Consider the following 22,257-nt stretch of genomic DNA (forward strand, 5'->3'; position numbering starts at 1 on the left):
GGGTAGGATTCTGTCCTTATGCAGACCATCTTTCACGACTACGAAACAGAACACACCGAGGAACCACAGGCGAGTATCCTGCGACCTGAGGGGAATCCAAGCGACAGCGCGCAGTACATCGTCAACAAGATATTGCTGTGGTTCTTTCTAGTGCCGCTCGGCGGCTGGCTGATCTACCTTCTTATCCGCTGAGTTCCTTCTCCGCCCACTCCGCTACCTCCCGCAGGTGATTGGGCCAGCGCTTGGGCGCTCCCAAACCGTGCGCCATCTCTCTCGAGATGGAAGGCCCGTCTTCGCCATCCGCCGTGCTGCTGACGCTCCGCTTTTTCCGGTCCGGGAAGTGCACGGCGTTCAGGACCAGGTGAGAAGGAAGCACGTCGCGCATGTAGCCGAGGTATTCGAGCGCCCGATCCATGCCCAGCGCATCGACGTACTCGAGACTCCACCCGGTGGCGGTGACTATGGTGCCGTAGATCCAGCCCCAGTCTGGTTCGCCACCGGGTGCGTTTCCCCCGCGGCGCCAGCCTTCTTCATGCCGCTCCGCGCGAGCACTGCCTGATAGATTTTCTGGAAGGCGGCGAGGTCCACCATGTCGATGAACTTCTCTAGCGTGATCTCCGGATAATTGCGCTTGAAGGCAAGGTACAGAATCGGCGCAACCTCGAAGATCTTGTCGCCAGCATTCTCTACGTTGATGCTCTTCTCGTAGTCCACCAGATTGCTGTAGTTCTGCTTAAAGTCGTAGACGCCGAGACTGGGAACAACCCAGTCTCGGCCGTCCATGAATACCTTCTCGCCCTCGTACTTCGCCTGCTCCATCGCTTCGTTTCTCCTCTTGCGCGTGCATGCGCGGTTTAATGCAACCCCCTGCGGCTATCTAGTCGCCGTAGAGGTTGCCGAGTTCGTTGGAATCGTCGCAGAAGGCGTCGAAGCTCACATCTGCGCTCCAAAAATCGCCCTGCTTCGAGGCGATGGAGATGTCGGTGAACTGCACGTTGTTGAGTTCCACGCCGAAACGCTTGCCGCGGTGCTTATTGAACACCAGCAGCCGCACTTCCGGTGAATCACCGGCTGGTTGGTTGGACATGGTGACGGTCTTGCCAGCGTCTGCATCGTTGTATACGTAGCTGATGATCACGACCTTGCCAGCGGCACTGCTGTCGAAGGTATAGGTGCCGGTCGTTTCATCGACCGAGTACTCGCCTTCGTCGGGCGCGGAAGTGGCGACCTTCAGGCGGGCGCCGCCCTTGAGAACAACGCCAGCGTCCTTGTCGAAGTCATCGCCATGGTCCACGGTGACGGTCAGATCCAATACCGGGGAGCCGAGCGCGCCGATGGTTTGCTGCTCATCGATGGCCGTCTTCGCGCCGACTTCGGACGGCGCAGCGCCGAAGAAGACTGCGTTCATCAGATCGACGTTGAGGTCAGCAAGCTTCGCCTTGCCCGTGACGTCGATGTTTGACCGGCCGGAATCGACCGGCATCTGGTCCTGGCCATATAGCTTCTTGATCGTCCCTTTGAAGCTGAGCGAGACCTCCTGGAGGATCCCGAGCTTCTGCGGGGCCACATTCGGGCCGAGTATATACACGGCACCGGTGCCATACTGTTTGTTGTCCATTTGCTTTTCTCCTTGGAGGTGTATTGGAAACGGTTGGGAATGGGCCTAGAAAGGGATGACGATGTTGATGGGAACCACGGCGACGAGCTGCTGGCCGATGATGCCGGCTTCCATCTCAGTATTGCCTTCGATCCAGCAGCGATAGCAGAGGTCACCGAGAGTCTGTAACTCGCCTTCAACATCAGGCGCGATCGCATCTTCTATCGTGGCGAGAAGGTCATTCAGTTCCGTTACCGCGAGCTTGCCTTCTCTGCCGGGTACAGGGTTCGCGTTGGTATCCGTCAGGTAGACGATGAGGACGCCCTCGAGCTTCAGTGTGCCGTCAGTGCGTTCCGGAAGCTGGCTGCGAAGCTCGCCTGTCTGGCAGAGGAAGAGAGCTGGTTGCTGCGCCGGCGCCAGGTCAGGCGGCATCACGTGCCGGCGACTGATGATCTTGAACTTATTTGCCAACGCGGTCTTTAAACGCGCGAGCAGTGCAGCCCAAATCTCTTCGCGGTTAATGCTCATTGGCCAGGGCCTCATCGATGCGTGCTGCGATGCGGGACTGAATCTCGCCCTTCAATGCCTGCAGGGTTGGGTTCATGAATGGCCGTGGCGGCTGGCCAGGGTGAAGTCTTACGGGCCGCTGGTTGCCATTAAAAAGCTGAGTGATGAGTGTCGAGCTGAAGCCACTCGTGCGCCTGCCAATCAGGTGCGCCCGCGTCCCCTTTTCTAACCAAAGGCCGACGTGCTTCCTACCAACGTCCCCGGAAATAGAACCAACGGTTTCAATGTCTGTCTGCCGAACGCGCACGCTCTTAATGATCGCGGCGGCTAGCTGCCCTGTCCGAGAATGAACTTTCCCGGCGGTCGCGGCGGCAACAACGCTCATACTTTCGCGCATCCCGAGCTTGATGGCGCGGAGGACCTTGAGCCTTACCGTCTCAACTCGACTCGGTATGCCGGACGCATCGACCTCGAACTTCAGTCTCACACGTTCACCCGCTCGCGGGCATAGCGCGTGATGACGGCTTGCGTCGAAGCTGGCATGAGCATCCCCTGGAAGCTCACCGTCTCGCCCGTCTGTAGATGCTTGGAACTCTGCCCGATGAATTGCCGCGAACGATACCGGTACGCTACCCAGTCGATGACCGCCTGCTCGATGTCCCCGGGGACCTTCGCATACCCGGCGTTGTATTCGATGACGACCTGGCTGAAACGCGAGAACACAGAACCGATGAGCCGGATGGAGTTGCGCTGCTCCGCCGGCAGGTCCGCGGCGAACCAGTAGCCCGGAGCGATGCCGTCTGCCGAAGCCGTGACCTCGGTTCCGTCCACGGTGAGTTTCGTGATGCTGTTCACCGGGAAGTGCGCGAGGAACATCTCCTGAGAGCCGGGCAGATATTGGTTGGGCCGCGTGAGCAACGAAGCGTCACCGATGCTGCCGTAATATCCGCGCCCCGTGTTGTCTGAGCCGGAGCGGATCTCTTTGTAATCCGCTGCGGGCGCGAGGTCAGGGCGCCCGATGGCGCCGAGCACGTCCGCGCTGGTCGCGGTGATCAGCCGCGCGAGCAGCGGATCATCATCGGACTCGGCGAGCGAGAGCCAAGCCTTCACGTCAGTGAGCTTCGCTAGATTCATAAGTTATGACCGCCGGTAGTCCACCTTTGAATCCAGGCGGACGTGGAAGTGCGGGTCGGAAGCTTGCGTGATATCGAGCGAGTAGCCTGCGCCCGCGGACAGGTCCTCCGTCTCGACCGGCGACGTGCCCGCGATCGGGCGGAGCAGCATGTCGGCGGTGACGGTGAGCTCGTAGTTGCCGTTCGAGGCCGCGACGTAGACCAGTTCAAGGCCGGTGAAGGCTGCCACCGGTTCGAGTTCCGGATCCAGCAGCGTGGCCGTGAGTGTGGCGTCGTTGAGATAGTCGCCGGTCTCCGCGTCTTTGAAACCAACGAGCGTCTCGACTTGGTCGTTGCGCAGATAGAGGATGACCGGATCCATGCTTCTCCTTTAACTCTCCAACCGCGAAACGATGGTCTCGAACGTGGCCGCAAGCTGCTGGGCGTGCGTGATTTCGCCGCCAACCGAGTTCCGTACGCCTTCGAACGTGAACCTAGGCGGGCGAGAGGTACTGGGACGCGGCGCTTCAATATCGAACACGCCCACGTCGAACACGGCGCTGTCGAATGGGGTGGCCATCTAGCTCGCCGGTATCCACGCGCCGAGACGTTGCTTCACGTTGTTCGAGGCGTTCGCGGTCGACATCAGCACGCGGAAGGTGAGGAACGTCTGCGCGGTAAGGTCGATCGCGCTAGACACGGCCGTGTTCGCCGTGGTGCGCGATTCCGGCGTTAGCACTCCGCCGGTGGCGCCGAGCTGAGTGAAGAGCTGGCATTGCGACTCGAGCGTCCCGCTGGCGCCGGTCGCGGCCGTGCCGAACAAGCCATCGAGATGCCAGGTGTTGGTCACGCCGCCCGTGGTCGCAGCGGTGGTGAAGGTGCAGAGCGTGATCACCGTCCCCGAGCCGCAGCCGGAGACGGCACAGAGCGCGAGAGACATGGTTATCGTCGGTGTTTGCGTAGCTTGGGTGGTGTAGGTCCCGCTGCCCTTGGCGTGGATGACCTTGTCGACCGTGTTGAACGTGCCGGCCGTGATGGTGAACGCCATCAGCGAAGCCGTGGCGCTCGGGTTCGTGGCCGTGACCACGGTCGCGCTCGAGCGACCGCCCGCAGCGCCGATCGCCATCTTGGAACTCGTGACCGCAGCCGCGGCGATCGTGGTGGCCACGGCGCCAGCCGAAGTAGTCACGTCGCCGGTGAGTGCCGGCATGCGCGCGGCGGGCAACGTCCCGCTCGCGATGTTCGCGGCGTTGGTCGTGTCCGTGGAGCAGGAAGCCGCGCCATTCGACAGGTCGGCGCACGCAGGCTGCGTCGCGCTGGGCACGCCAGAGGTAGAGATGGTGTTTATCCATTTGCTCGCGACCGAGGCCAGCGATTGCGTGCCCCCCAGCGTGGTCGCGGATGGATTCGGGAGCCGCGCGGCGGGCAACGTCCCGCTCGCGATGTTCGCGGCGTTGGTCGTGTCCGTGGAGCAGGAAGCCGCGCCATTCGACAGGTCGGCGCACGCAGGCTGCGTTTTCGAGATGACGCCGGCAGGCGAGACGGCCGTAAGGAAGTTGGAAGCGGCCCCGGTGTCGGCTACGACGGTCGTCCCTACGGTTCCGGAAGCGTTCTTATCGTGGAACCTAAGGTCGGTCGAGTCTGAGTAAACAGCGACCTTGCCGGACGTTGGGCTCGACGGCGCGGCGATGTTCGAGTGGACGATCGTGCCCGCCGCTGGAGTCGCCGTGGGGATGTTCGCGACCGTCGTAGCGACTCCACCGGCGGAGCTGGTGACGTCGCCCGTGAGGGCCGGCATACGCCCTGCCGGCAGTGTGCCGCTCGCGATATTGCCAGCATTTGTGGCGTCGGTTGTAGCGGACGCAGCGAAGGACACGTTGTTGGTTTTGGTGCAGGTGACCACGCCCGTTGATGCCAATGTGCAGTCCTGGCTGAGGCTCTGTGGTGCATAGGCGGTCCCGCCGGCGTTGCCGACCGGCACCTGTCCAGCCGAAGGCGCGGTGTTGGGCACCACCGCGGCCTTGGTCTGCGCATCGTTGGTGACCGAGCCGAGGCCGACATCCGAAGCGGTGACGCTAACGTTCGAAGAAAGTGCGTGACCATTCACGGTGCGCGTGTTGGGAACGTAACCCGACAGGTCCTGGTCGCCGGTGTTCGTCCCGCTGGTGTTGCCAAGGACGGCCTGCTGAGCGTCCGTGACATACCGCTTGTTCGCCGAATCGGCGATATCGGCGGTCGTGGCATCCGCGCCGCTGGTGACAAGCCCTTTTGCGTCGTAGGTGATCTTTGTCTTCGTTGCGCCGGTGATGGCGCTGTTGGCGGCAACCTTGGCAGCCAGGTCCGTGGTCAGGTTCGTGACGTCCGACTCCGGGTGGCTGTGGGACGTGGGCGTGCGCGCGTCGGTCAGCCGCGTGTCGTTGCCCTTCACCACCTCGCCGGCGGCGGCGTTCCCGCTCGCAGGAACGTTCTTCGAAGCCGCCGTGCCCGCGTCGGTCACGTCGGCGAGGACGTGGGTATGCGAAGCCGCCGCCTTGCCCGCGAGGTCGCTGACTAGGCTCGTGACGTCGGCCTCCGGATGGGTGTGCGACAGAGCCGCCTTGGCGTTGAGAGCAGTCTGTGTCGCGGTCGAGACGGGCTTGTTCGCGTCTGAAGTGTTGTCGGCGTTGCCGAGCGAGACATCACTCTTCGTGACCGTGACATCGGAACTCAGCGCGTGGCTGTTCACCGTGCGCGTGACAGGAACCTTGGCCGCGAGGTCGGAGGTTAGGTTCGTGACGTCCGACTCCGGATGGGAGTGGGCTGTCGGGGTGCGCGTATCGGTCAGGCGCGAGTCGTTGCCCTTCACCACCTCGCCCGCGGCTGCGTCACCGCTCGCGGGAACATCCTTCGAGGCCGCGGTCCCGGCATCGGTAACCTGTGAGAGCGTGTGGCTATGCGAGGCTGCTGCTTTTCCGGCGAGGTCGCTGACTAGATTGGTGACGTCGGATTCGGCGTGGGCGTGCGCGAGCGCGGCCTTGGCATCGAGCGCGGTCTGCTGCGCGGTGCTCACTGGCTTGTTGGCATCCGAGGTGTTGTCAGCGTTGCCGAGGCTGACATCGCCCTTCGTGACCGTGACGTTCGAGGAAAGCGCGTGCCCGTTGACCGTGCGCGTGGTTGGAACGTAGCTCGACAGATCATCGACCATCGCCACGGCGCGCCACTGGTCGTTGGCGGGCCCGCAGACGTAGATGATCTGGTCCTTGGCGACGATATCCTGCGCAACGGTGGCGGAACCGGCGAAGCACGTGGGCGGCAACACGCCGACCGCACGGATCTTCGTGGTGTTACCCTGCGCGAGCGCGAGCGCGCTGGCAAGCGTCAGCACGGCGAGCGTGAGCAGCGTGGTGACACCGCAGCCGCCGTTGTGACCGCACTCCGGGCACGTGTAGCAACTGCCGGTGCGGACCATGATGGCGCCGCACTTCGGACAGCAGATGGCTTCGTCCGACATTAGTTCTGACTCCAGATGAACCAGTTCGCTCCGTCCGACTCCAGTTCGACGAACTGGTATTGGTTGTAGAGGGTGTAATTCGCAGCGCCTTCGATGTTCTCAGCCAGGTGCGTATCGATGACGATGTTGCCGGCCATTCCCGTGACCTTCTTTACCCGCATCCGCTCACCGGCGTGGCCAACGGCCGTGGGCAGGGTGAGCGTGATGTCCACTCCGCCAGCCGAGGCGAGTACCGTCTCGTGCGTACCCCAGACGAGAACGGTATCGACAGCCAGCGCGGCGACTAAATGCGCGAAGGTATGCGCGTCGTTCCAATCGTTCTTGCGCACCTTCAGCGCATTGGCGCTCTGCGCCGCTGCGCTCACGTACTTGTGCCGGATGTCGGGCATCACGCCACTCCTTAATAGATCCTGCCCTGCACCTGCCGATAGCGCTGCTCCAGCGTTCCTTGCGGCCGTCCCTGCTGGCGGTGATAGCCATACCAGCCGACGTGCTGCGCTCGCGGCTCGTAAGGCCACGCTGAAAGGACGCGCTGCTCGCCCATGACGCGCAGGATGAGCCCATCCTGCTCGACCTCTTCCTTCTGAAAGCGCGCCCCGAAGTTCCGCTGGCAGTAGCCGTGCATGTCGCCGAAGTACTCCGCCGAGTGATGCCTCACGATCTCGGCCAGGGCCTTGCGGTCGAAGGAGACGCCCAGCGAGGCGTAATCATCATCGGTGGCCCAGAAGTGGTTCCCCTGTGGCGGCGTCGCGCGCCGCGTATTCTCCGCCGCCACCACGCAGAACACATCCAGAAGGCTGCGGACAAAGCGATGGAAGCGGAAGAAGTCTGGCCGCACCATCACATCGTCTTCGACCAGGTAGACGACATCCGCGCCGCTCTCGTACGCTGCGCGGTACGCCGAAAGCACGTTGAAGCTGTTCCCCGGCCGGCCGTGCCGCGCCAGGCGCACCAGGTGGACGCCGGGGAAGAACCCGACCACCTGCTCGACCTCGACCAGCGGCGGATCAGGCAGGTCCGCATGCCAATCGAGCCACACCACAACGTCATGCTCGGTGAACTCAGGGCAGCGGAAAAGATGCTCCAGGCAATGCCACAGCATCTCGGGCCGCGAGAAGGTGGGGACTAGGACAACGTCTTTCACAGCTTCGCTTCCACTGGCTTGCGCAGGCGGTAGAAGAAGTCGCCGGAGTTGCGCTCAGCGAGCTCGAACTCCCACCATTTGTCGTAACCTTCACCGAAGTAGAACTGGCCGAACATCTCCCACACGCTCCCGGGAGCGTTCGGGCACCAGTAGTGGAACGTCTCGGGATGAAACACACGGTAGTGTGTGGGATCGCGGTAGCTGTAGTGGTGGTCCCACGCCGGCAGGCGCATCTCCAGCACGCCGCCGGGCATGAGCACGCGCCACGCCTCATCGAGCCACTGCTGCACTTCGAGGTGTAGATGCTCGAACACGTCGATAGCCCGCAGGTGCTCGACCGAGCCGCTCTCGATGGGCCACGGCAGCACTTCCAGATCGAAGGCCAGGTCCACGTGCGGTGAGTGCTTAAACCTATCGTGATGCGTAAATCCATCGGTCGGCTGCCGGCCACACCCCAGCTCTAAGCGCATAACCGTTCCAATCTCTCCGTGAATCCTGCTGCATCGGCGAGGAAACGTTCCCGCGCCCGCGCGGAATGTTCGGCTATCTCTTGTGGGGTGAGCCGCAAGGCCTGCTCGACCGCCGCGATCAACGCATCCGGTTCGACCATGGCCATCGGCGCGGCATGTTGCCGTCCGGATGCCGCCGCAGGCACCAAGACCGCTGCGCCGAACTCATTCATCGGGGGAGCGTCGGTGGTGATCATCACGGCACCAACGCCCATGCCCTCATGCAGCGCATGTCCCCAGCCTTCATAAGCGGAGGGCAGCAGGTGAAACTGATGCAGGTTCATGGCCTGCCGGAGCTGGTCATCGGTGATGCGCCGCTGCATGCGAACGCCGGCAATGCGCGGCAGCCGGTAACATTCCGAAATCACGGTCAGGCGAGCTTTGAAGGCCGCCTTTCCCCATGCCGCGAGGACCGGCGCCGTGTTCTTCGCCTGGCTCTTGCCGGCAACATGCAGGAAATCCGGCGACCGCCGCTGCTCCGGCGCCAGCAGATCGCGCGACCGCCAGCCGAGGTATTTCGCCTTGCCGCTGGCCGCAAAGATGCGCTCGCAATCGTGCGTCTTGGCCAGCACGTGCTCGAAGGCCGGCAGAAACTTATTCCATCCCTGGAACCACCACTCCGGGTTGGGAACGGCCCACTGCCGCCCGGCAGCCGCGAAGAACCTCGGCTCGACCGTTTCCAGAAACACATTCACGTCGGCCGGCGATGCATCCTCAGCGCCGTTGAACTGCACGCCGGCGACCTGGTGGCCCAATCGCTCCAGCTCGCCGCGCAGGAGGATGTAATCGCGCTCCAGTCCTACGCCGTTGGCGAGGTTGGTGATGACGTTGAAGCGCACGCGAAGAACTCCTCCGGAAAGCTTGCCCGCCCTTCCGGCAGGAACTGCGTGGTATTCGGCTCCGTGGTACTTGTCCGGCCATCATGGATGCGCGCCACGAGCCACTGCGCACCATCCTCTACAACGATCACGCCGGCGCGCTTGGCGCGGAAAGCGAAGTCGGAGTCTTCGCCGAGCTGCCGCGAGCTGAAACGGTTCTGCTCCCACCAGGAGCGGAAATACATCTGGGACGTGCCGAGGGCATAGCGGTCGTGGAGTCGATACCGGTAGCCGCACTCGGAGCGCACGTCCCAGAACAGCAATAAATTGAACCCGGTGACGCGCTTCGAAGCATCGGCCATGAGCGTTTCAAGCTGGTGGCGGATCCTGCCAGGCGCTGACCAGTCGTCGTCATCGAAATGCACGATCACGTCACCGGATGACAGCTCGCAGCACCGGTTACGCTTGTTCCCCGTGGTCTGTTTCGGCAATTCGCGGTAGTACCGGATCCTGCTATCTGCCGGCAGTAAAGCTTCCACCGGCTGGGCGCCGTCATCGAGGATGACCAGTTCGGTGTCGGGATAGTCTTGCGCCAAAAAGCAAGCGACAGCGCCACGGATGAACTCATGCCGGCCAGCGGTCGGCATGATGGCTGAGACCTTCACCTCTTAAACTCTGACGGGCCGGCGCCAACCCTGCCACGGATGCGGCGGCGAAGCTCTTCCTCGATAGACTCGATGTGCTGCCGTGGCCCATCGAGAGCGGCAGCGATGAGCAATATCGCCTCTACCTGATCTCCGAACGCGCGCTCACGCCATTTCGCGATCATCTGTAGGAGCTGCTCGTCGGTCATGTTTGGCTTGGAAGAGAAAGGGCCCGCCTTGTTGTGACGGGCGGGCCCCGTATTCAGGTTGCGTTGGTTTAGGCTGAGGCCGGGTAGCTGCCGGTGATCAGGCCGCGAGGGGCGTAGACGACGAGAGCGAGGCGCTCTTCACAGAGGATGGCGACCATGTTCCGGGTGAAGAAGTCGTCATGCTCGGTGGAGATGGTCACCGAGACGTCTTCCCGATCGTAGATGTTGACCACGTTCGAGGTGAAGTCGCCGGTGAGGAAGTCGCCCGCCTCGATGGAGGGCGTGGAGACGACGGGCTTGCCCCACATCGCCGGCGCGGCGATGCCTTGCGGATTGGCGAAGATATACTCGCCGTAGGTGGTCTTCTTCAGCTCGATGTCCGCCCAATCGGTCGGATTGAGGACGAACCCCGAAATCTCGTAGAAGGCCAGTTCAGCCTGCAGTATCGCGCGCCGCAGGGTGTCGATCTTCGTGTCGCCCACGACATCGAGGCCGGTGTCATAGGCCGTGGCCTGGGTGATGAGGCCGTTGAGGTCGCCACCCGTGCCCGAGCCGTTGAGCAACTGGTCCTCTTCCACCTTCTTCAAGCCCTGACGCAGACGATTGTCGATGTAATCCTGCAACTGCGGAGCATCGGCAAGAATCTGCTTCGAGGCCGGGATCCAGTGCGCGATGGTCTGCACCGGCTCCTTCGCCAAAACGAACGTCAGCGCAGACTCGGCTTTCGCCACGTTCTCATAGACCTGCGGCGAAGAGCCTTTGCCTTGCGGCGCGGCGTTGTTGGTGAAGCTGTTCTCTTTGCTGAATTCGATCAGGTTGCTCGAGGTGCGCAGTGCGGTCAGAAGATCGCGAACGCGCAGCCTTTGCAACATCGGCGCCATGATGCGGGAGATGCGGTCGGGCGGGACCACCGGCTGGTTCTGTCCGGTGACGTTGGTGATGGCCGTCTTTCTCCAGGCCGCAGCCGGCACCTTGAGCGTGGCCGAGCCCCTGCCCCGCGAAGCGAGCGACTTGAACTCGTCGGTCTCGACCAGAAGCTGGCCGATCGACTTGATCTCGGGTTCGTCGCCACCCTTGGGAGCGGTGAGCTTCTGTTCGATGGCGAGCATGCGCGCGGCGTGGTCCTTGCGCAGTTCGCCGATCTCGGTCAGCGCTTTATCGACGGCAGCTTTCGCTTCCGTCGATGCCACGCCGAAGGTTTTTTCCTGTTTTTCAAAGCGCTCCGCCGCCTGCGTGAGCTTCTCGTGCAGCGGCTTCAACGCCTCGTCGAATTGCTGCTTCAGTTCTTTCGGGTCCATGATTCGATTTCCTTTGCGAGTGAGGTGACCACCGCGTGGACAACGTCCGGCGCGATGGTGTCCTGCTTGGCGGCTGGTGCCCTTGCGGCCAGTGCCCGTAAACTTTTTATGGCCCGCGCGGCGAGCTCGGCGTTGAAACCCAAGCGCTCGCCGGCGGCTTCCACTTCGTTGACCAGGACGGCGTATTCGTCGGCGTTCTTCACGTCCGTGATCTGCGCCATCTCATTCATCGGGAAGGTGACGAGAGACGTTTCCCATAGCTTGATCTCTAACAAGTGGCGGATATTCTTTTCGATTTTGTCGGAGATGGTGTCGTACCCGATGGAGAGACCGCGCACGACGCGATCACGCAGCAGCGCATAGGCCTCCGCCGCAGTCGGCGACTCGAGCGTGAGCTTGCCTTCAACGACAAGCCCTTCGCGCGAGTCGGTGAACTTGCCGAGGCCGATCGGTTTGCGCGAATCGTGCTGCCACAAGATGGGAAACTCTCCACCCTTGTCGGAGAGCGTCTTGGTGAACGCGCCCGGCTCGATGACGTCGCCACCGAGGTCCACGTTGCCGTAGACCGCGGCTAGTCCCTTGAACATGCCGTTCTCGGTGAGTTCCTTGATGAGGAATTTGCTGACCAGGTGCTTGCGTCGTTTCATCAGCTACTCCTTCGCCGGCGCTGGCGCCGGAATGGCGACTGCTGGTTTGTTCAGGCCGGCAGCGATCTTCTGTAGGTCATCGACGGCGATCATGTTCGACTGCACGGTCAGCTCATCGCCGCCATTTTCATCCGGCAGGTTGAACTTGCGCCGCACTTCATTGCGCGTCATCAGGCCGTTCTGCACCATCGTTCCGGCGAACGACGCCTGCGAGGCGGTATCACCACGCAGCAGACCATCGAGGTCGAACTCCGCGAAGACATCGGAGCGCGGACCAACCAGCGAACGATTCAGTTCCTGCTCGAAGCGAACGGCGAGAGGCCGAACGGTATGCTTCACGAACTGGATATCGAACTGCTCCGCCGAGGCGTAAGTCGCGGTTTTATCGGTGTGGCCCAGCATGTTCGCCGGCACACCGTAGAGGCTCGCCACTTCCGCGGCGTTCAGCTTCGCGGTATCAACGAACTGCGCATCTTCGGGCGGGATGCCGATGGACTCATAAGTCATGTCCTCATAGAGGACGGCGATCTTGCCGGCATTGTCGGAACCACCGTGCGCGCCGTCCCACTCCGCGCGCAGCCGCTTTACCGCGGTTTCGCTGAGCGTCCCTTTGTGTTTCAGGACGCCCCCGGGCCGGCCACCATTGCGGAAAAAGGAAGACGAATACTGCTGCATCGCCAAACCCTTGCCGATGACTTCACGCGCCACGCCGATGGGCGACAGCCCGTGGATGCCATCGAACGAGAAGTTGCGGATGTGGAGAACGTCTTCCGGCTGGTAGGTCTCGGTACGGCCTTCCATCCCGCGATATTCGTAGCGCAGGCCTTTATCATCGAAGCGGATGGCGGTCCAATCCGGACGCAGCGGATTCAGCGAGACCACCCGGCCGCCGATGCGCTCGATCTTGGAATAGCCATTTCCCCACAGCGCCAGAGACAGCGTCATCTGCTCGCGCCAGACGAGCGACGTCATGTAGCGGTTCGGCGAGTCGTGCAGCAAGAAATAGAGCGGATGAGAATTCGCCTTCTCGCGGCCCTTTGGCCCGTCGCGGTAGACCTGCAATGGCACAGAGCCGAGAGTGTTGCACCAGACGCGCGCACAACCGTAGATGGTGGCCAGCGACAGCGCACTCTGCGGCGAGACCAGGATGCCCGCCGACGTTGCCCCGCCGCTGGACAGGTACCGGCTCAGCCCGTGGTCGCTCGTGGCCATGGGCGGGAAGCCAAGCGCCTTCGCGAACATGGTGCGGGCGACCTTTTGCAGAGCGTTCAAAGCGTGGTCAAGCCCTCCCGTTCATATATCGAGCCGCCTTCGGGCCGTTCCATCCAGCGCTTGAGCGCAACCAGGATGGCGATGACGCCATCGATCTTGTTTTCCTCGCGCTCTTTGCGCGGGAAAATATTGTCTTTCGCGTCCCGATGGCAGACGACGTTCGAGATCATCCAGCCCAGTACCGGGTCACCGTCGTGATGGAAACGGCCGTCGTAGACTAGGGCTTCCAGTTCCTTCATCGGGCCGGACATCTTCGCGACGGTCTGCTCGATGGCGACAGGGACGATGCCGCGATCCCAATCGGCACGGGCCTGGATGGTCTGCATCAACGGCAGCGACTGATATGGATCGTGCGGCACTTCGAGCACGCGGAAGAGCTTGCTGTCTTCTACGACGCCCTCGATGATGGTGTTGTAGTCGGTGACGTTTCCGTCAGTGACGATCAGGCGCTCTTCGTTCGCCCATTGCTGGTAGTGCGAGCCGCGCCCCTCTTCGACCGCCGCGCTGTTCAGGTAGTGAGCGCAGAAAACGTAGTAGTGGTGCTTGCCTTCGATGGTGCGCCGGAAGACACGCGCCTTCGAAGCGATGTCGATGCGGCTGGCCAGGTCGAGTCCGCAGAGAACGTCTTCGCCCTTGAAGGCATCGAGCGATAGCTTTGCGTCGCCCATGGCGTCCCACTTCGCCATGTTCATCCAGGCGACGTCCGCATTCACCCACATGTTCAGGTGCTTCGTCTTAAAGACGTTCTGCTTGCGGGCCGACTGGATGGCGCCGCGCTGTGCGTTGAGCAAAAACTCGCGCCCAACGCTTACGCCGATGTTCGGGTTCGCTTTGACGACTGCTACTTCACTCTTCCAGTCGTCACCTTCATCGGCGGTGTAGATGATGCCGAACACGCGATCGTTCTGGATGCGGCCGTCGAGGATCTTCTCCAAATCCTTCTGGAGCTGGTAGCACGGCCCGCTGCGATCGCTTCCCGCCGTGGTGATGACCAGCAATAGCGGATTATCGCGGGCGCCCATGCCCGTTTTCATCGTGTCGTAGAGCTCGTCAGTAGCGTGCTCGTGGTACTCGTCTACGACCGCGCAGCTCGGTGAAGCACCATCGCCAGGCTTCCCGATGACCGGCTCGAAGCGGCTGCCGTTCGCCGGGATGGTCAGCGACTTCGCATTGACCTGGATGCCGAAAGCCTTGCGGAACGCAGCCGTCCGCTCGGCCATGAGCCGAGCCGGCCGGAACACTTCCCAAGCCTGCTTCTCGGTGGTCGCACCCGAATAGACCTCGGCACCGTATTCACGGTCCGCCGCGAACTTCACATTGCAGACTGCGGCTGCCCATGTGCTCTTCGCGTTCTTGCGCGAGACGAAGATGTCCGCTTCCTGGAAGCGGTACACATTCTTGTTAGCCTTCTCGACCCATCCGAACAGCGAGCAGGTGATAAAGCTCTGCCACGATTCGAGCTTGATGTTTTCGCGCTGGAGGGCCCACTTGCCCTTGACGTGCGGCAGCGCTTCAATGAGCTGGCAGACATCCTCAGCCCGCTGCACGGCGATGGTGAAGCGGAAGTCGTCCGTCTTCGCGCGCTCGAGATCATAGAGGTGGCGCTTGCACGCCAGCTTCGCCCATTTGCATGCGATGATCGTTCCGGCTACTACCTGCTGCGCATAGTCGTTGGCCGCGGCCCAGTGCGGTCCGCTAGTTCGGGCGCTCGCCTTCCGTGCCCGCGGACTTCGCGAGCTTGGTGAAGATGCTTTCTTCTTCTGGACGCTTGGGGACACTGATCTTCGACCTGTCTGCAGGCTTCAGCCCGAAACTTCCGAGCAAGTTGTTGAGTTGTGCGACTTCGCCGACGCTCGCGCCATGGCGTCCGCCGATTCCTTCTTCCCTAACCTTTGAGGCGATCTTGCACATCAGCTCGAACGAGATGCGGTCCGCGTTCGTCGCAACGCCGGCGGGGATCTGCGCTGAAATCTCGAACCACATCGCCTTCTCTTCCTTCTCGAAAGACTCCGGCGGATCGCCGAGCGGACCGGTTGGCCGCGGTTCGTTCTCGCGTCCCTTGCGGCGCTGAGGATCCTTCTTGAAAGCGCCGTTCAGCTCGAGGATTTCGGTCGGTTTCCTTGGCCTACCCATGGCGAAACCCCACATTTCATAACTATGGTTTTGCGGATGTAAAAATCTAAGTGTCACACGGTCTAGCGCTGAGAGGGTCTAGAGATTCCACCCTCCCCCATCACTATGATGACAGAGGAGATGCGCTGGCATTGCCGAAGCCACCATCTTCTCTTGCTGTCTTTAAACTGTGGCAATGTGAGCACAGTGGCTGATGGTTGGCCGGGTCCCACATCAGGTGTGAGTTGCCACGGTGCGGGACCCTGTGGTCAGTGACAGTCGCTGTGACCTGCTCGCCGCCGTGCTCGCCACGTGGATCAGCGCAGAACCTGTTGACTCGCAGATAGCCTTGCGAGTAGAGCTGCCAGCGCCTGTCGTAACCGCGAGCAGCAGCGCTCGGACGCCCATCCTTGCGCTGATGCGCATCGCAGCGTCCGCTCCTGGTTGCGAACTCTCTACATCCACCAGGATTGCCGCACGGTACCTTAGCGGCCCATGGCATTGGCGTTCGCCTTCACCATGATGCACGCAGTTGGAACGCGGATGATCATGTCATGGCACAGCAGCTCGCCTGGCGTCTGCCCATCTTCACACCAGCCTTGGTAGTACTCGACCTTCTTGATGCAGTAGGTCGGGACCACATAGTGCGCAGCGCTGATGTTTGGCCGCGTTCGCAACTGCGGAGGATTCTTTACTGGACGAACAACTACATGCTTGACGCGCGCGCATCCGACGATGAGCAACAACAGCGAGATGAGCGCTAAGTTCTTCATGACGATTCTGGAAGCGGCGTCTGGAGTTGAACCAGATAAGTGACGGCTTATGAGACCGTCGAGCGCACCGTAGCTCAATCACCGCATCAGTGAATCAGAAACATGCCGCTGTTCTTTTCCTCGAACATCGGCTTGCTGTGGCAGCTTCGGCAATACTTGTCGGTCGAGCCGCGCGGCCTGCGGAAGTCGTACCCACAGCCTTGGCAGATTTTGTTATCCAGCACTTGGCCGCTGGATGGTACGCGATGGTCACTTGCGCTGAGCGCGTCCTGCACGACGGAACCACCGCCACTGTTTCCGTGGAACGATGCGCTTCTCGTGTTGTCGCGAACGAGCTTCATTAGAAGTTTTGCCGGCCGGGATGAAGATGGACAAGATGAGGACGAGTAGGACGAACACAGTGCCTGCTCCGAAATCAGGCGGCACCGACAGGCGCAGGAAGCGCGCCGAGGCCAGCATGATTTTCCGCCCAGCCGCGAACGAGCGACTCCGCATGTTCGGAGCCGGCAACGAACTGCTCCATCACTCCCATGCGCCCGGCTTTATTGCCGCTGATCTTCAGCGACCGATCACGCATGTTCCACGGACGCTCGCTCGCGTTGGCGCTGTCGTCTTTGCGCGCCATGGGCATCTCGCACTTCAGGCAGTTCACTGGGCCATCGATTTCTAGCGCTGCGATGGGTGAGAGGAGGCGCTCGGCGAAGCAGTTCGAGCAGGAATATTCGTACTGTGCGTGACGCTCCACCATCACGATGCGGATCGCCGTGCCTTTGTTGATGGTCACGGCCGAGCCTTCTTCGACCATGCGCATCGCTTCACCGAATGGGACCGAGAATGATGGCATGAACGCGCTGGGAGCGTTGATGCGATACACACCCACCTCAGCAGCTTCTTTCAGCCTGCGCATCGGTGCTCCCTGTTTTTGAGGTAAGGAATCCCTACTCATGTAGGGTGGGAGCTTGTGTGCCGCGCTCTCCTCCGGCTTTTCTGGCCAACTTACTTAGGGCAGAAAACCTATTGGGCTGGGATTAACAATTCGACAATGAGGCAAGATGGAACCAAGGTCAAGAACTTTGTCCACGAACGTAAAGCGAAGAGATTGTTCTACGTGGAACCTATCGCTCCATGCTCGCGCAACCATGCCAGAACGTCATCGCTCGACCGCGCGATTATGTAGGCGTGGCCGTCCGCTTCGACCTGCTGCTGGAAGCTGACCTGTTCCGGGCTTTGGCGACCAGTTGCCGACTTGCATTCTATCCAGAGATTCCGGCTGAAGCGGCAGTAGGTCAGGCTGGAGCACTGCACCTTGGGGAAGGCCAGCACGTCGGCCATCCCTTTCACGCCGAAGCTCACCGGACGCCCGCTCGCGCCCAGCAGCGCGCCTGAGTTCATCCGGTAGGCGAGGATGCGCTCAGCGGCCAGCAGGTCGAGAACAGCGCGTTGCACCGCGGCTTCTGGCTTCAGTGGTTGGAAGTTCACGCTCCGACTCCTTCCGCCAGTGGTAATCTTTGCTGCGTCATGGCCACCGCGGCGGCATCGTTGAGCCAAACGACTTCCGTTCTCCGCCGCGCACCGTCGGCCATGTGCGAGCGATCGAACCGCTTCCAGTCTGGGAAAAGCTCATCGTCGTATAGGTCACACGGGTAGCCCGAGAGCACAACCATCCCTTTTGCCGAGCGCAGCACAGCGGCCAGTTCGCGGTGCTGGTCGTCGCTCATCTCGTGCCGATAACCGCGATGCGTTCCGCCGGCATCGAACCCGCGAGTGGAATGGACATAGGGCGGGTCGACATAATGGAGGGTCGAGTCGCCATCGTGCTCGCGGATCACACGCGAAGCATCTCGTTTTTCAATGATGACGCCTTGCAGCCGCTTGATGATCACTGAGAGGTGCTGCGGGTATGTGTGCCAGTCGCCGGCGGGAATTGAGCGCCGGTTCTTCTTTGAGTACGTGCGGAATCCTGTCCTCTGAGGGGTGAGGTCTCTGTTCTGCCTGGTCAAATTCCCGCCAAAGCCCATATAGCTGCGAACGACAGTGCGGCGCGCTTGCTCTAGTGGATTGCGAGATAGTTTGAAGCTTAGATGGAACTCGGTCCTCGAATAGGGCGTTAACTCGAGCGCGCGGAGCAAGGCTGCGCCGCGGTCACGCACGATGCGGAAAAGCGAGACAATCTCGTCGTCGAGGTCGTTGTAGGAGGTGCCGCCGGCGCCACAGAACAGGTCGGCGGCGTAGATCTGGCGGCGCTTAGGCATTGGCTGCCTCGGCGCCGGTCAGCTCACGTATTTCCCACAGCTCTTCGACAGCAACATTCAAAGCGCGCGCCAGCTTCAATGCGTTCGTCAGCGTTGGTTCCTTTCCTTTTTCGCAGCGGCAGATGGTCGCAGCGTCGACGCCGCTGATTTCCTCGAGTGCGCGCATCGAGAGTTCGGCTGAGAGCCGCGCAGCCTTGATGCGGTTAGTGATCACCGTGACGCGAACGTTTTTTAGCTGCAGCGTCATGATCGTCTCGCTCTCCGTGCGGCTGCTGCCATTGCCAGCTTTGCCAGTTCACTCTGTGATGGCTTCTTTGTGGCAGGATCCGGCGCGTCATACGAACGGAAGTACGGCGATGGCTTCTTCGCCTCGTCCACCACGCGCAGCACCTGGTAAAGGTCGCTACTTGTCGCTGGCACTCTTCCGCTCCTTCACTTCGCGCTTCACCCAATCGATTTCGAAGCCTGACCGCTCCGCGGCGTCGGTGACGATCGCTTTCAGCCCGGTAGTGACCGGTTGGAACGACCGCTGTGCAGCTTCGCGGTCATCAGCTCGCGCTTCCGCACGCCGCCGCTGCTCGATGCTAGCCTGCGCCGCTTTCGCTTCTTCCCGAACTTGCTCAGCGGTTCGTTCCAACTCGTGCCTCCTGTCGCATGCGCTCTTCGCGCTGCCATTCCTTGTCCTCAGCCAGCGGCGTGCCGTACTGATTCAGCGGACCGTTGCCCCAGTAGCGCATCAGCTCCGGGACCCACTGGTGAAAGAGCATCCCCAGCCGCGCGGAAGATTCGTAGTGGTAGCCGACCATCGTGCGGACCTGCTCGACCGTCACCTTGGGATTCGAGGCGAGCCACTTCGCCAGCGCCTTCGCGGCGCGGCCATCCCACGGGACCACGTCGATCGCCATGTGCAGCGCAGCTGAGTGCTGCTCGCGGATGTAGTCCCTCACGGGACCGTGCCTCGAATCGACGGCTGCCAGCGCGACAGCGCTGGAAGGTTTAGTCTTAATAGAGTCTTGAATAAGTCTTACTTCCTTATTGCTGTACGCTGTGGGCGTAGGGGTACACGCTGTGGGCGTAGGGGTACACGCTGTGGGCGTACTCTTTTCAGACCGGTTACTAGACGCTGTGAGCGGTAGGTCTGTGGATTCAGAGGATTGCTTTTTCTTCCCGACCGCCAGCAGGACGTAGACCGATTCCTTCCCCGGTACCACCTGGCGCTTGATGAGCCCGCAGCCCTCGAGCTTGGTCACGTAACGCTGCACCGTGTCATGCGAGATGCCGAAGGTAGCCGCGATCTCACGCTGGCTCTTCGAGCAGCGCCCGCTCACGTTCGAGGCGTGCCGCCCCATGAACATGTAGATCGCGTAGCCGTAGGCCCCAATGCGCGCGGCGTAGAGGTCGAGCACCTCGTTGTCCGCCCAGTGGTGGCCGGGCTTGCGCTCGTCGCGCACCTGGAAGGTGTCGCTCAATCGCTGCCGCCTTCCCACAGGATCTCTTCCTCGCAGACGGCGAGCGCACCGTTGTGCTTGCGCCACCAACACCAGCCGGTCGGCAGGAAGAATCCCCAGCGGCGGCACCGCCGGCCAACGATCACCAGCGTCCACGCCTTCTTTCCGTCTGGAAGGACGAAGCGGTGCCTCCACTCCGCCGGCCGCACGAGCACGTCGCCGCGGCGATGCGGAACCACGGTGACTTTGCCGTCTATCGACTGGTCGTGGACCTCGTCGTAGCCGCCGGCGAGCAGTATCGAGATGAACGGCCACGGATGATCATGCAGCGCGCGGCCATAGTCGCTCCGGCACAGGTGGTGCAGATACACACCGATCGCGGGCAGCCGGAAGAGGATGTAGCGCACCAGAAGCGGGTTATCGTCCGCGCCGATGACGCGCCTCTGGAAGAGCGTGAGAGGGCCAAGCCTCATACGCGCACCGATGCCTTCCGTTGCTCCGCGGCGTCATGGTCGTAGTAGTAGCGCCCATCGAACTCGCGGCGTCCGAGTACCTTGATGTGGACAGAGCAGTCGAGTGCGAGATGCGCCTCTAACCAGGTCACGGTCCATCCACGCTGAGCCATCCAGCCGACGAACTCGGCAGGGCGCACATAGTTGCGCCGATGAGCGAATTCGATGGCCTCGGAAACGATGGCGCCCGGAGATAGCGTCCTCATGCGCGCGCCTCCGGGTACTGATTCCACTCACGGCCATCGAGAAGTCGGCCAGCGGCATGTTTCCCGACGCGCAGCATGTTCACTGCGAAAGCAGGTTCGCCGGCGTGGAACACGATCTCGCGAGTCGATGGCTTCATGGTGGAAGGCATCGGGACACTGATCTTCAGGTACGGCTTTCGACCTTGCCGATATTCGATGGGCTGCCACGCACCCCACTGCTTGAAGAAGAACGCTACCTTCGCGGCGCGGCACTGATCGCGCAGCGCTAGCGCCCAAGCAGGATGCATCGGGCGCGCGCCAGGTCCGCTCTCGCCGCCGCCGACCACCCAGTCGAGTCCTGGGATGGCAGGCTCTCCGCCATCAAAACCGCGCAGCCAATCAACGTTCACTTCCGGCTGGTCGCGTTCTTTGAGAATGATCGGTCCAAGCAGCGGTTCGGCGGATATCCAGCGCACCGCTGCCGGCATGTTCAGCAGCAGTGGGATGCGAGCGTCGGCGCTCTCTTGGTCCTCTACGCTCACGCCAAGCCACACGTTCGGCAGCGGCCATGCCGGAGGATCTTCGTCCTTCGAGACAGCGATGCCAGCTTCGGCATCGCTCAGAAACTGAAGAACAACGTTCGCCTCAACGCCGTAGTCTGGAACATCCCAGGGAAAGAGCTTGGGCCACGCGATATCACGCGCCCACGTGAAGAATTCCAGCATCCTCTGAGGGCGCTTCGTCAGCACCTGGAAGGTGTGCTGTGGCGAGAGAGCCATCACCGCAAACACCTTGGCGATGGTTTCGAACGGCAACTTCTCGTGAAAGAGGTCCGACATCGAATTCACAAAGATGCGCCGCGGCTTCTTCCATCGAATGGGGTCCGCTAGATGCTCCGGAACTAGCCTCACCCGCCCGGTCCAATGCGGCGCGGTGTGCTCCGCCGGTGTGCCCTGGCCGATGATCTTCAGCTCGGCGAGGCCTTCGTACGCCTGCCCGGCGCCGGAGAAGCGCGCGGCCACAGCTTCCGCGTAGCAGTGGCGGCAGCCCTCAGAGACGCGCGAGCAGCCGCGGATGGGGTTCCACGTTGCGTCCGTCCACTCGATGCTTGTGTTGGTTGCCATCAGGCCACCTCGACCGTGCGCACCTGCGTGGCCTGCAGCCCGCGCGGTGTCTCTTGCGGGTCGTACTCGACGCGCTGGCCATCGATGAGCGTCTTACGGCCGCGGCCCACGATGTGGCTGAAGTGGACGAAGATGTCTTTCCCACCTTCGTCCGGGGTGATGAAGCCGTAGCCTTTGTCGTCTCTGAACCACCGCACCGAGCCCGTCACTCCGTGGCTCCCTTCGCCACGGCGACGAACTTGCCTTTCTCGATGCGATAGTCGGTGTCTGCCTCGATGCCGTCCTCGCCCACGTAGCCCACCAGGATCCGGTGACGCTTCGCCTTCTTGTCCCAATAGGCGGTTGCGAAGCTGCCGTTCTCGCCGGCGCGCACGCTACAAGCCAAGCCCGCGGCCATCGCGATCGTGTTCTTCCCCTTCGCAGAAGCCTTGCTGTAGTCGCCCGAGGACGCGGCCGTGCTGGAGTCGCCCGAGGACGCGGCCTTGCTGGAGTAGCCCGAGGACGCGGCCTTGCTGGAGTAGCCCGAGGACGCGGCCTTGCTGGAGTCGCCCGAGGACGCGGCCGTGCTGGAGTCGCCCGAGGACGCGGCCTTGCTGGAGTAGCC

Annotated in this window: 33 protein-coding genes and 1 tRNA gene; 1 reads left to right on the top strand and 33 read right to left on the bottom strand. The window is 62.0% G+C overall.

What is annotated here, in order from left to right; genetic code table 11:
* The first annotated feature begins 18 nt into the window (after window positions 1–18).
* Window positions 19–192 (top strand): hypothetical protein, encoded by a 174-nt coding sequence (locus M3P27_02890; protein ID MDP9267256.1) that lies wholly within the window; start codon window positions 19–21, stop codon window positions 190–192.
* On the opposite strand, the gene M3P27_02895 is transcribed toward M3P27_02890, so the two are convergent.
* The 33 genes from M3P27_02895 to M3P27_03055 form a co-directional block, all read right to left on the bottom strand.
* Window positions 182–415 carry a hypothetical protein gene (locus M3P27_02895; GenBank protein ID MDP9267257.1) on the bottom strand — a complete coding sequence of 78 codons (234 nt, stop codon included), beginning with the start codon at window positions 413–415 and terminating at the stop codon, window positions 182–184. The genes M3P27_02890 and M3P27_02895 overlap by 11 nt on opposite strands.
* Before the next feature lie 44 nt (window positions 416–459).
* The gene (locus M3P27_02900) at window positions 460–819 is read right to left on the bottom strand and encodes a hypothetical protein (protein ID MDP9267258.1); all 360 of its coding nucleotides are present in this window, start codon (window positions 817–819) and stop codon (window positions 460–462) included.
* A 58-nt stretch (window positions 820–877) separates the two neighbouring features.
* Entirely contained in the window at window positions 878–1,618 is a 741-nt protein-coding gene (locus M3P27_02905) for a hypothetical protein (protein ID MDP9267259.1), read from the bottom strand.
* A gap of 45 nt (window positions 1,619–1,663) precedes the next feature.
* Window positions 1,664–2,125: a hypothetical protein gene (locus M3P27_02910; protein ID MDP9267260.1), complete on the bottom strand. Its 462-nt coding sequence runs from the start codon at window positions 2,123–2,125 to the stop codon at window positions 1,664–1,666.
* Complete coding sequence (locus M3P27_02915; GenBank protein MDP9267261.1) at window positions 2,115–2,591, bottom strand: hypothetical protein; 477 nt, start codon at window positions 2,589–2,591, stop codon at window positions 2,115–2,117. The genes M3P27_02910 and M3P27_02915 overlap by 11 nt, the downstream gene beginning before the upstream one ends.
* A complete protein-coding gene (locus M3P27_02920) occupies window positions 2,588–3,238 on the bottom strand; it encodes a phage gp6-like head-tail connector protein (protein ID MDP9267262.1) in 651 nt (216 codons plus the stop codon). Before M3P27_02920 ends, M3P27_02915 begins: the two co-directional genes overlap by 4 nt.
* Window positions 3,239–3,241: 3 nt before the next feature.
* On the bottom strand, window positions 3,242–3,598 hold the full coding sequence (locus M3P27_02925; GenBank protein ID MDP9267263.1) for a hypothetical protein: 357 nt from the start codon (window positions 3,596–3,598) through the stop codon (window positions 3,242–3,244).
* Between the two features lie 9 nt (window positions 3,599–3,607).
* Window positions 3,608–3,796, bottom strand: a complete 189-nt coding sequence (locus tag M3P27_02930) for a hypothetical protein (protein ID MDP9267264.1) — start codon at window positions 3,794–3,796, stop codon at window positions 3,608–3,610.
* The gene (locus M3P27_02935; protein MDP9267265.1) at window positions 3,797–6,706 is read right to left on the bottom strand and encodes a hypothetical protein; all 2,910 of its coding nucleotides are present in this window, start codon (window positions 6,704–6,706) and stop codon (window positions 3,797–3,799) included.
* The gene (locus M3P27_02940) at window positions 6,706–7,095 is read right to left on the bottom strand and encodes a hypothetical protein (protein ID MDP9267266.1); all 390 of its coding nucleotides are present in this window, start codon (window positions 7,093–7,095) and stop codon (window positions 6,706–6,708) included. The genes M3P27_02935 and M3P27_02940 overlap by 1 nt, the downstream gene beginning before the upstream one ends.
* An 11-nt stretch (window positions 7,096–7,106) precedes the next feature.
* Window positions 7,107–7,850: a hypothetical protein gene (locus tag M3P27_02945; GenBank protein ID MDP9267267.1), complete on the bottom strand. Its 744-nt coding sequence runs from the start codon at window positions 7,848–7,850 to the stop codon at window positions 7,107–7,109.
* Window positions 7,847–8,242: a class I SAM-dependent methyltransferase gene (locus M3P27_02950; protein MDP9267268.1), complete on the bottom strand. Its 396-nt coding sequence runs from the start codon at window positions 8,240–8,242 to the stop codon at window positions 7,847–7,849. Before M3P27_02950 ends, M3P27_02945 begins: the two co-directional genes overlap by 4 nt.
* 68 nt (window positions 8,243–8,310) lie before the next feature.
* Complete coding sequence (locus M3P27_02955; protein MDP9267269.1) at window positions 8,311–9,198, bottom strand: hypothetical protein; 888 nt, start codon at window positions 9,196–9,198, stop codon at window positions 8,311–8,313.
* Window positions 9,159–9,824, bottom strand: coding sequence for a glycosyltransferase family 2 protein (locus tag M3P27_02960; protein MDP9267270.1), 666 nt, complete (start codon window positions 9,822–9,824; stop codon window positions 9,159–9,161). Before M3P27_02960 ends, M3P27_02955 begins: the two co-directional genes overlap by 40 nt.
* Window positions 9,825–10,098: 274 nt before the next feature.
* Entirely contained in the window at window positions 10,099–11,328 is a 1,230-nt protein-coding gene (locus tag M3P27_02965) for a phage major capsid protein (protein ID MDP9267271.1), read from the bottom strand.
* Complete coding sequence (locus M3P27_02970) at window positions 11,310–11,975, bottom strand: HK97 family phage prohead protease (GenBank protein ID MDP9267272.1); 666 nt, start codon at window positions 11,973–11,975, stop codon at window positions 11,310–11,312. Before M3P27_02970 ends, M3P27_02965 begins: the two co-directional genes overlap by 19 nt.
* Before the next feature lie 3 nt (window positions 11,976–11,978).
* On the bottom strand, window positions 11,979–13,247 hold the full coding sequence (locus tag M3P27_02975; protein ID MDP9267273.1) for a phage portal protein: 1,269 nt from the start codon (window positions 13,245–13,247) through the stop codon (window positions 11,979–11,981).
* Complete coding sequence (locus M3P27_02980; protein MDP9267274.1) at window positions 13,244–15,025, bottom strand: terminase large subunit; 1,782 nt, start codon at window positions 15,023–15,025, stop codon at window positions 13,244–13,246. Before M3P27_02980 ends, M3P27_02975 begins: the two co-directional genes overlap by 4 nt.
* Window positions 14,943–15,380 carry a P27 family phage terminase small subunit gene (locus tag M3P27_02985; protein ID MDP9267275.1) on the bottom strand — a complete coding sequence of 146 codons (438 nt, stop codon included), beginning with the start codon at window positions 15,378–15,380 and terminating at the stop codon, window positions 14,943–14,945. Before M3P27_02985 ends, M3P27_02980 begins: the two co-directional genes overlap by 83 nt.
* 464 nt (window positions 15,381–15,844) lie before the next feature.
* Window positions 15,845–16,132 carry a hypothetical protein gene (locus tag M3P27_02990; GenBank protein ID MDP9267276.1) on the bottom strand — a complete coding sequence of 96 codons (288 nt, stop codon included), beginning with the start codon at window positions 16,130–16,132 and terminating at the stop codon, window positions 15,845–15,847.
* A gap of 8 nt (window positions 16,133–16,140) precedes the next feature.
* Window positions 16,141–16,217 (bottom strand) — tRNA-Met (locus M3P27_02995).
* A gap of 1 nt (window position 16,218) precedes the next feature.
* Window positions 16,219–16,473: a hypothetical protein gene (locus M3P27_03000; protein ID MDP9267277.1), complete on the bottom strand. Its 255-nt coding sequence runs from the start codon at window positions 16,471–16,473 to the stop codon at window positions 16,219–16,221.
* 74 nt (window positions 16,474–16,547) lie between these two features.
* Window positions 16,548–17,039, bottom strand: a complete 492-nt coding sequence (locus M3P27_03005) for a hypothetical protein (GenBank protein MDP9267278.1) — start codon at window positions 17,037–17,039, stop codon at window positions 16,548–16,550.
* A 197-nt stretch (window positions 17,040–17,236) separates the two neighbouring features.
* Window positions 17,237–17,611 carry a hypothetical protein gene (locus M3P27_03010; protein ID MDP9267279.1) on the bottom strand — a complete coding sequence of 125 codons (375 nt, stop codon included), beginning with the start codon at window positions 17,609–17,611 and terminating at the stop codon, window positions 17,237–17,239.
* Complete coding sequence (locus tag M3P27_03015; GenBank protein MDP9267280.1) at window positions 17,608–18,384, bottom strand: DNA adenine methylase; 777 nt, start codon at window positions 18,382–18,384, stop codon at window positions 17,608–17,610. The genes M3P27_03010 and M3P27_03015 overlap by 4 nt, the downstream gene beginning before the upstream one ends.
* Entirely contained in the window at window positions 18,377–18,631 is a 255-nt protein-coding gene (locus M3P27_03020; GenBank protein ID MDP9267281.1) for a helix-turn-helix domain-containing protein, read from the bottom strand. Before M3P27_03020 ends, M3P27_03015 begins: the two co-directional genes overlap by 8 nt.
* A gap of 156 nt (window positions 18,632–18,787) precedes the next feature.
* Window positions 18,788–19,021 carry a hypothetical protein gene (locus tag M3P27_03025; protein MDP9267282.1) on the bottom strand — a complete coding sequence of 78 codons (234 nt, stop codon included), beginning with the start codon at window positions 19,019–19,021 and terminating at the stop codon, window positions 18,788–18,790.
* Complete coding sequence (locus M3P27_03030) at window positions 19,005–19,853, bottom strand: helix-turn-helix domain-containing protein (protein ID MDP9267283.1); 849 nt, start codon at window positions 19,851–19,853, stop codon at window positions 19,005–19,007. The genes M3P27_03025 and M3P27_03030 overlap by 17 nt, the downstream gene beginning before the upstream one ends.
* Window positions 19,850–20,305 carry a hypothetical protein gene (locus tag M3P27_03035; GenBank protein ID MDP9267284.1) on the bottom strand — a complete coding sequence of 152 codons (456 nt, stop codon included), beginning with the start codon at window positions 20,303–20,305 and terminating at the stop codon, window positions 19,850–19,852. The genes M3P27_03030 and M3P27_03035 overlap by 4 nt, the downstream gene beginning before the upstream one ends.
* Window positions 20,302–20,550 (bottom strand): hypothetical protein, encoded by a 249-nt coding sequence (locus M3P27_03040; protein ID MDP9267285.1) that lies wholly within the window; start codon window positions 20,548–20,550, stop codon window positions 20,302–20,304. The genes M3P27_03035 and M3P27_03040 overlap by 4 nt, the downstream gene beginning before the upstream one ends.
* Window positions 20,547–21,653, bottom strand: coding sequence for a phage Gp37/Gp68 family protein (locus M3P27_03045; protein ID MDP9267286.1), 1,107 nt, complete (start codon window positions 21,651–21,653; stop codon window positions 20,547–20,549). The genes M3P27_03040 and M3P27_03045 overlap by 4 nt, the downstream gene beginning before the upstream one ends.
* Entirely contained in the window at window positions 21,653–21,862 is a 210-nt protein-coding gene (locus tag M3P27_03050; protein ID MDP9267287.1) for a cold-shock protein, read from the bottom strand. Before M3P27_03050 ends, M3P27_03045 begins: the two co-directional genes overlap by 1 nt.
* On the bottom strand, window positions 21,859–22,257 hold a 399-nt coding region (locus tag M3P27_03055; protein ID MDP9267288.1), incomplete at its 5' end, for a hypothetical protein. The genes M3P27_03050 and M3P27_03055, both read right to left, overlap by 4 nt.

The organism is Acidobacteriota bacterium (assembly GCA_030774055.1).
In the GTDB taxonomy this organism is placed as follows: domain Bacteria; phylum Acidobacteriota; class Terriglobia; order Terriglobales; family Acidobacteriaceae; genus JACPNR01.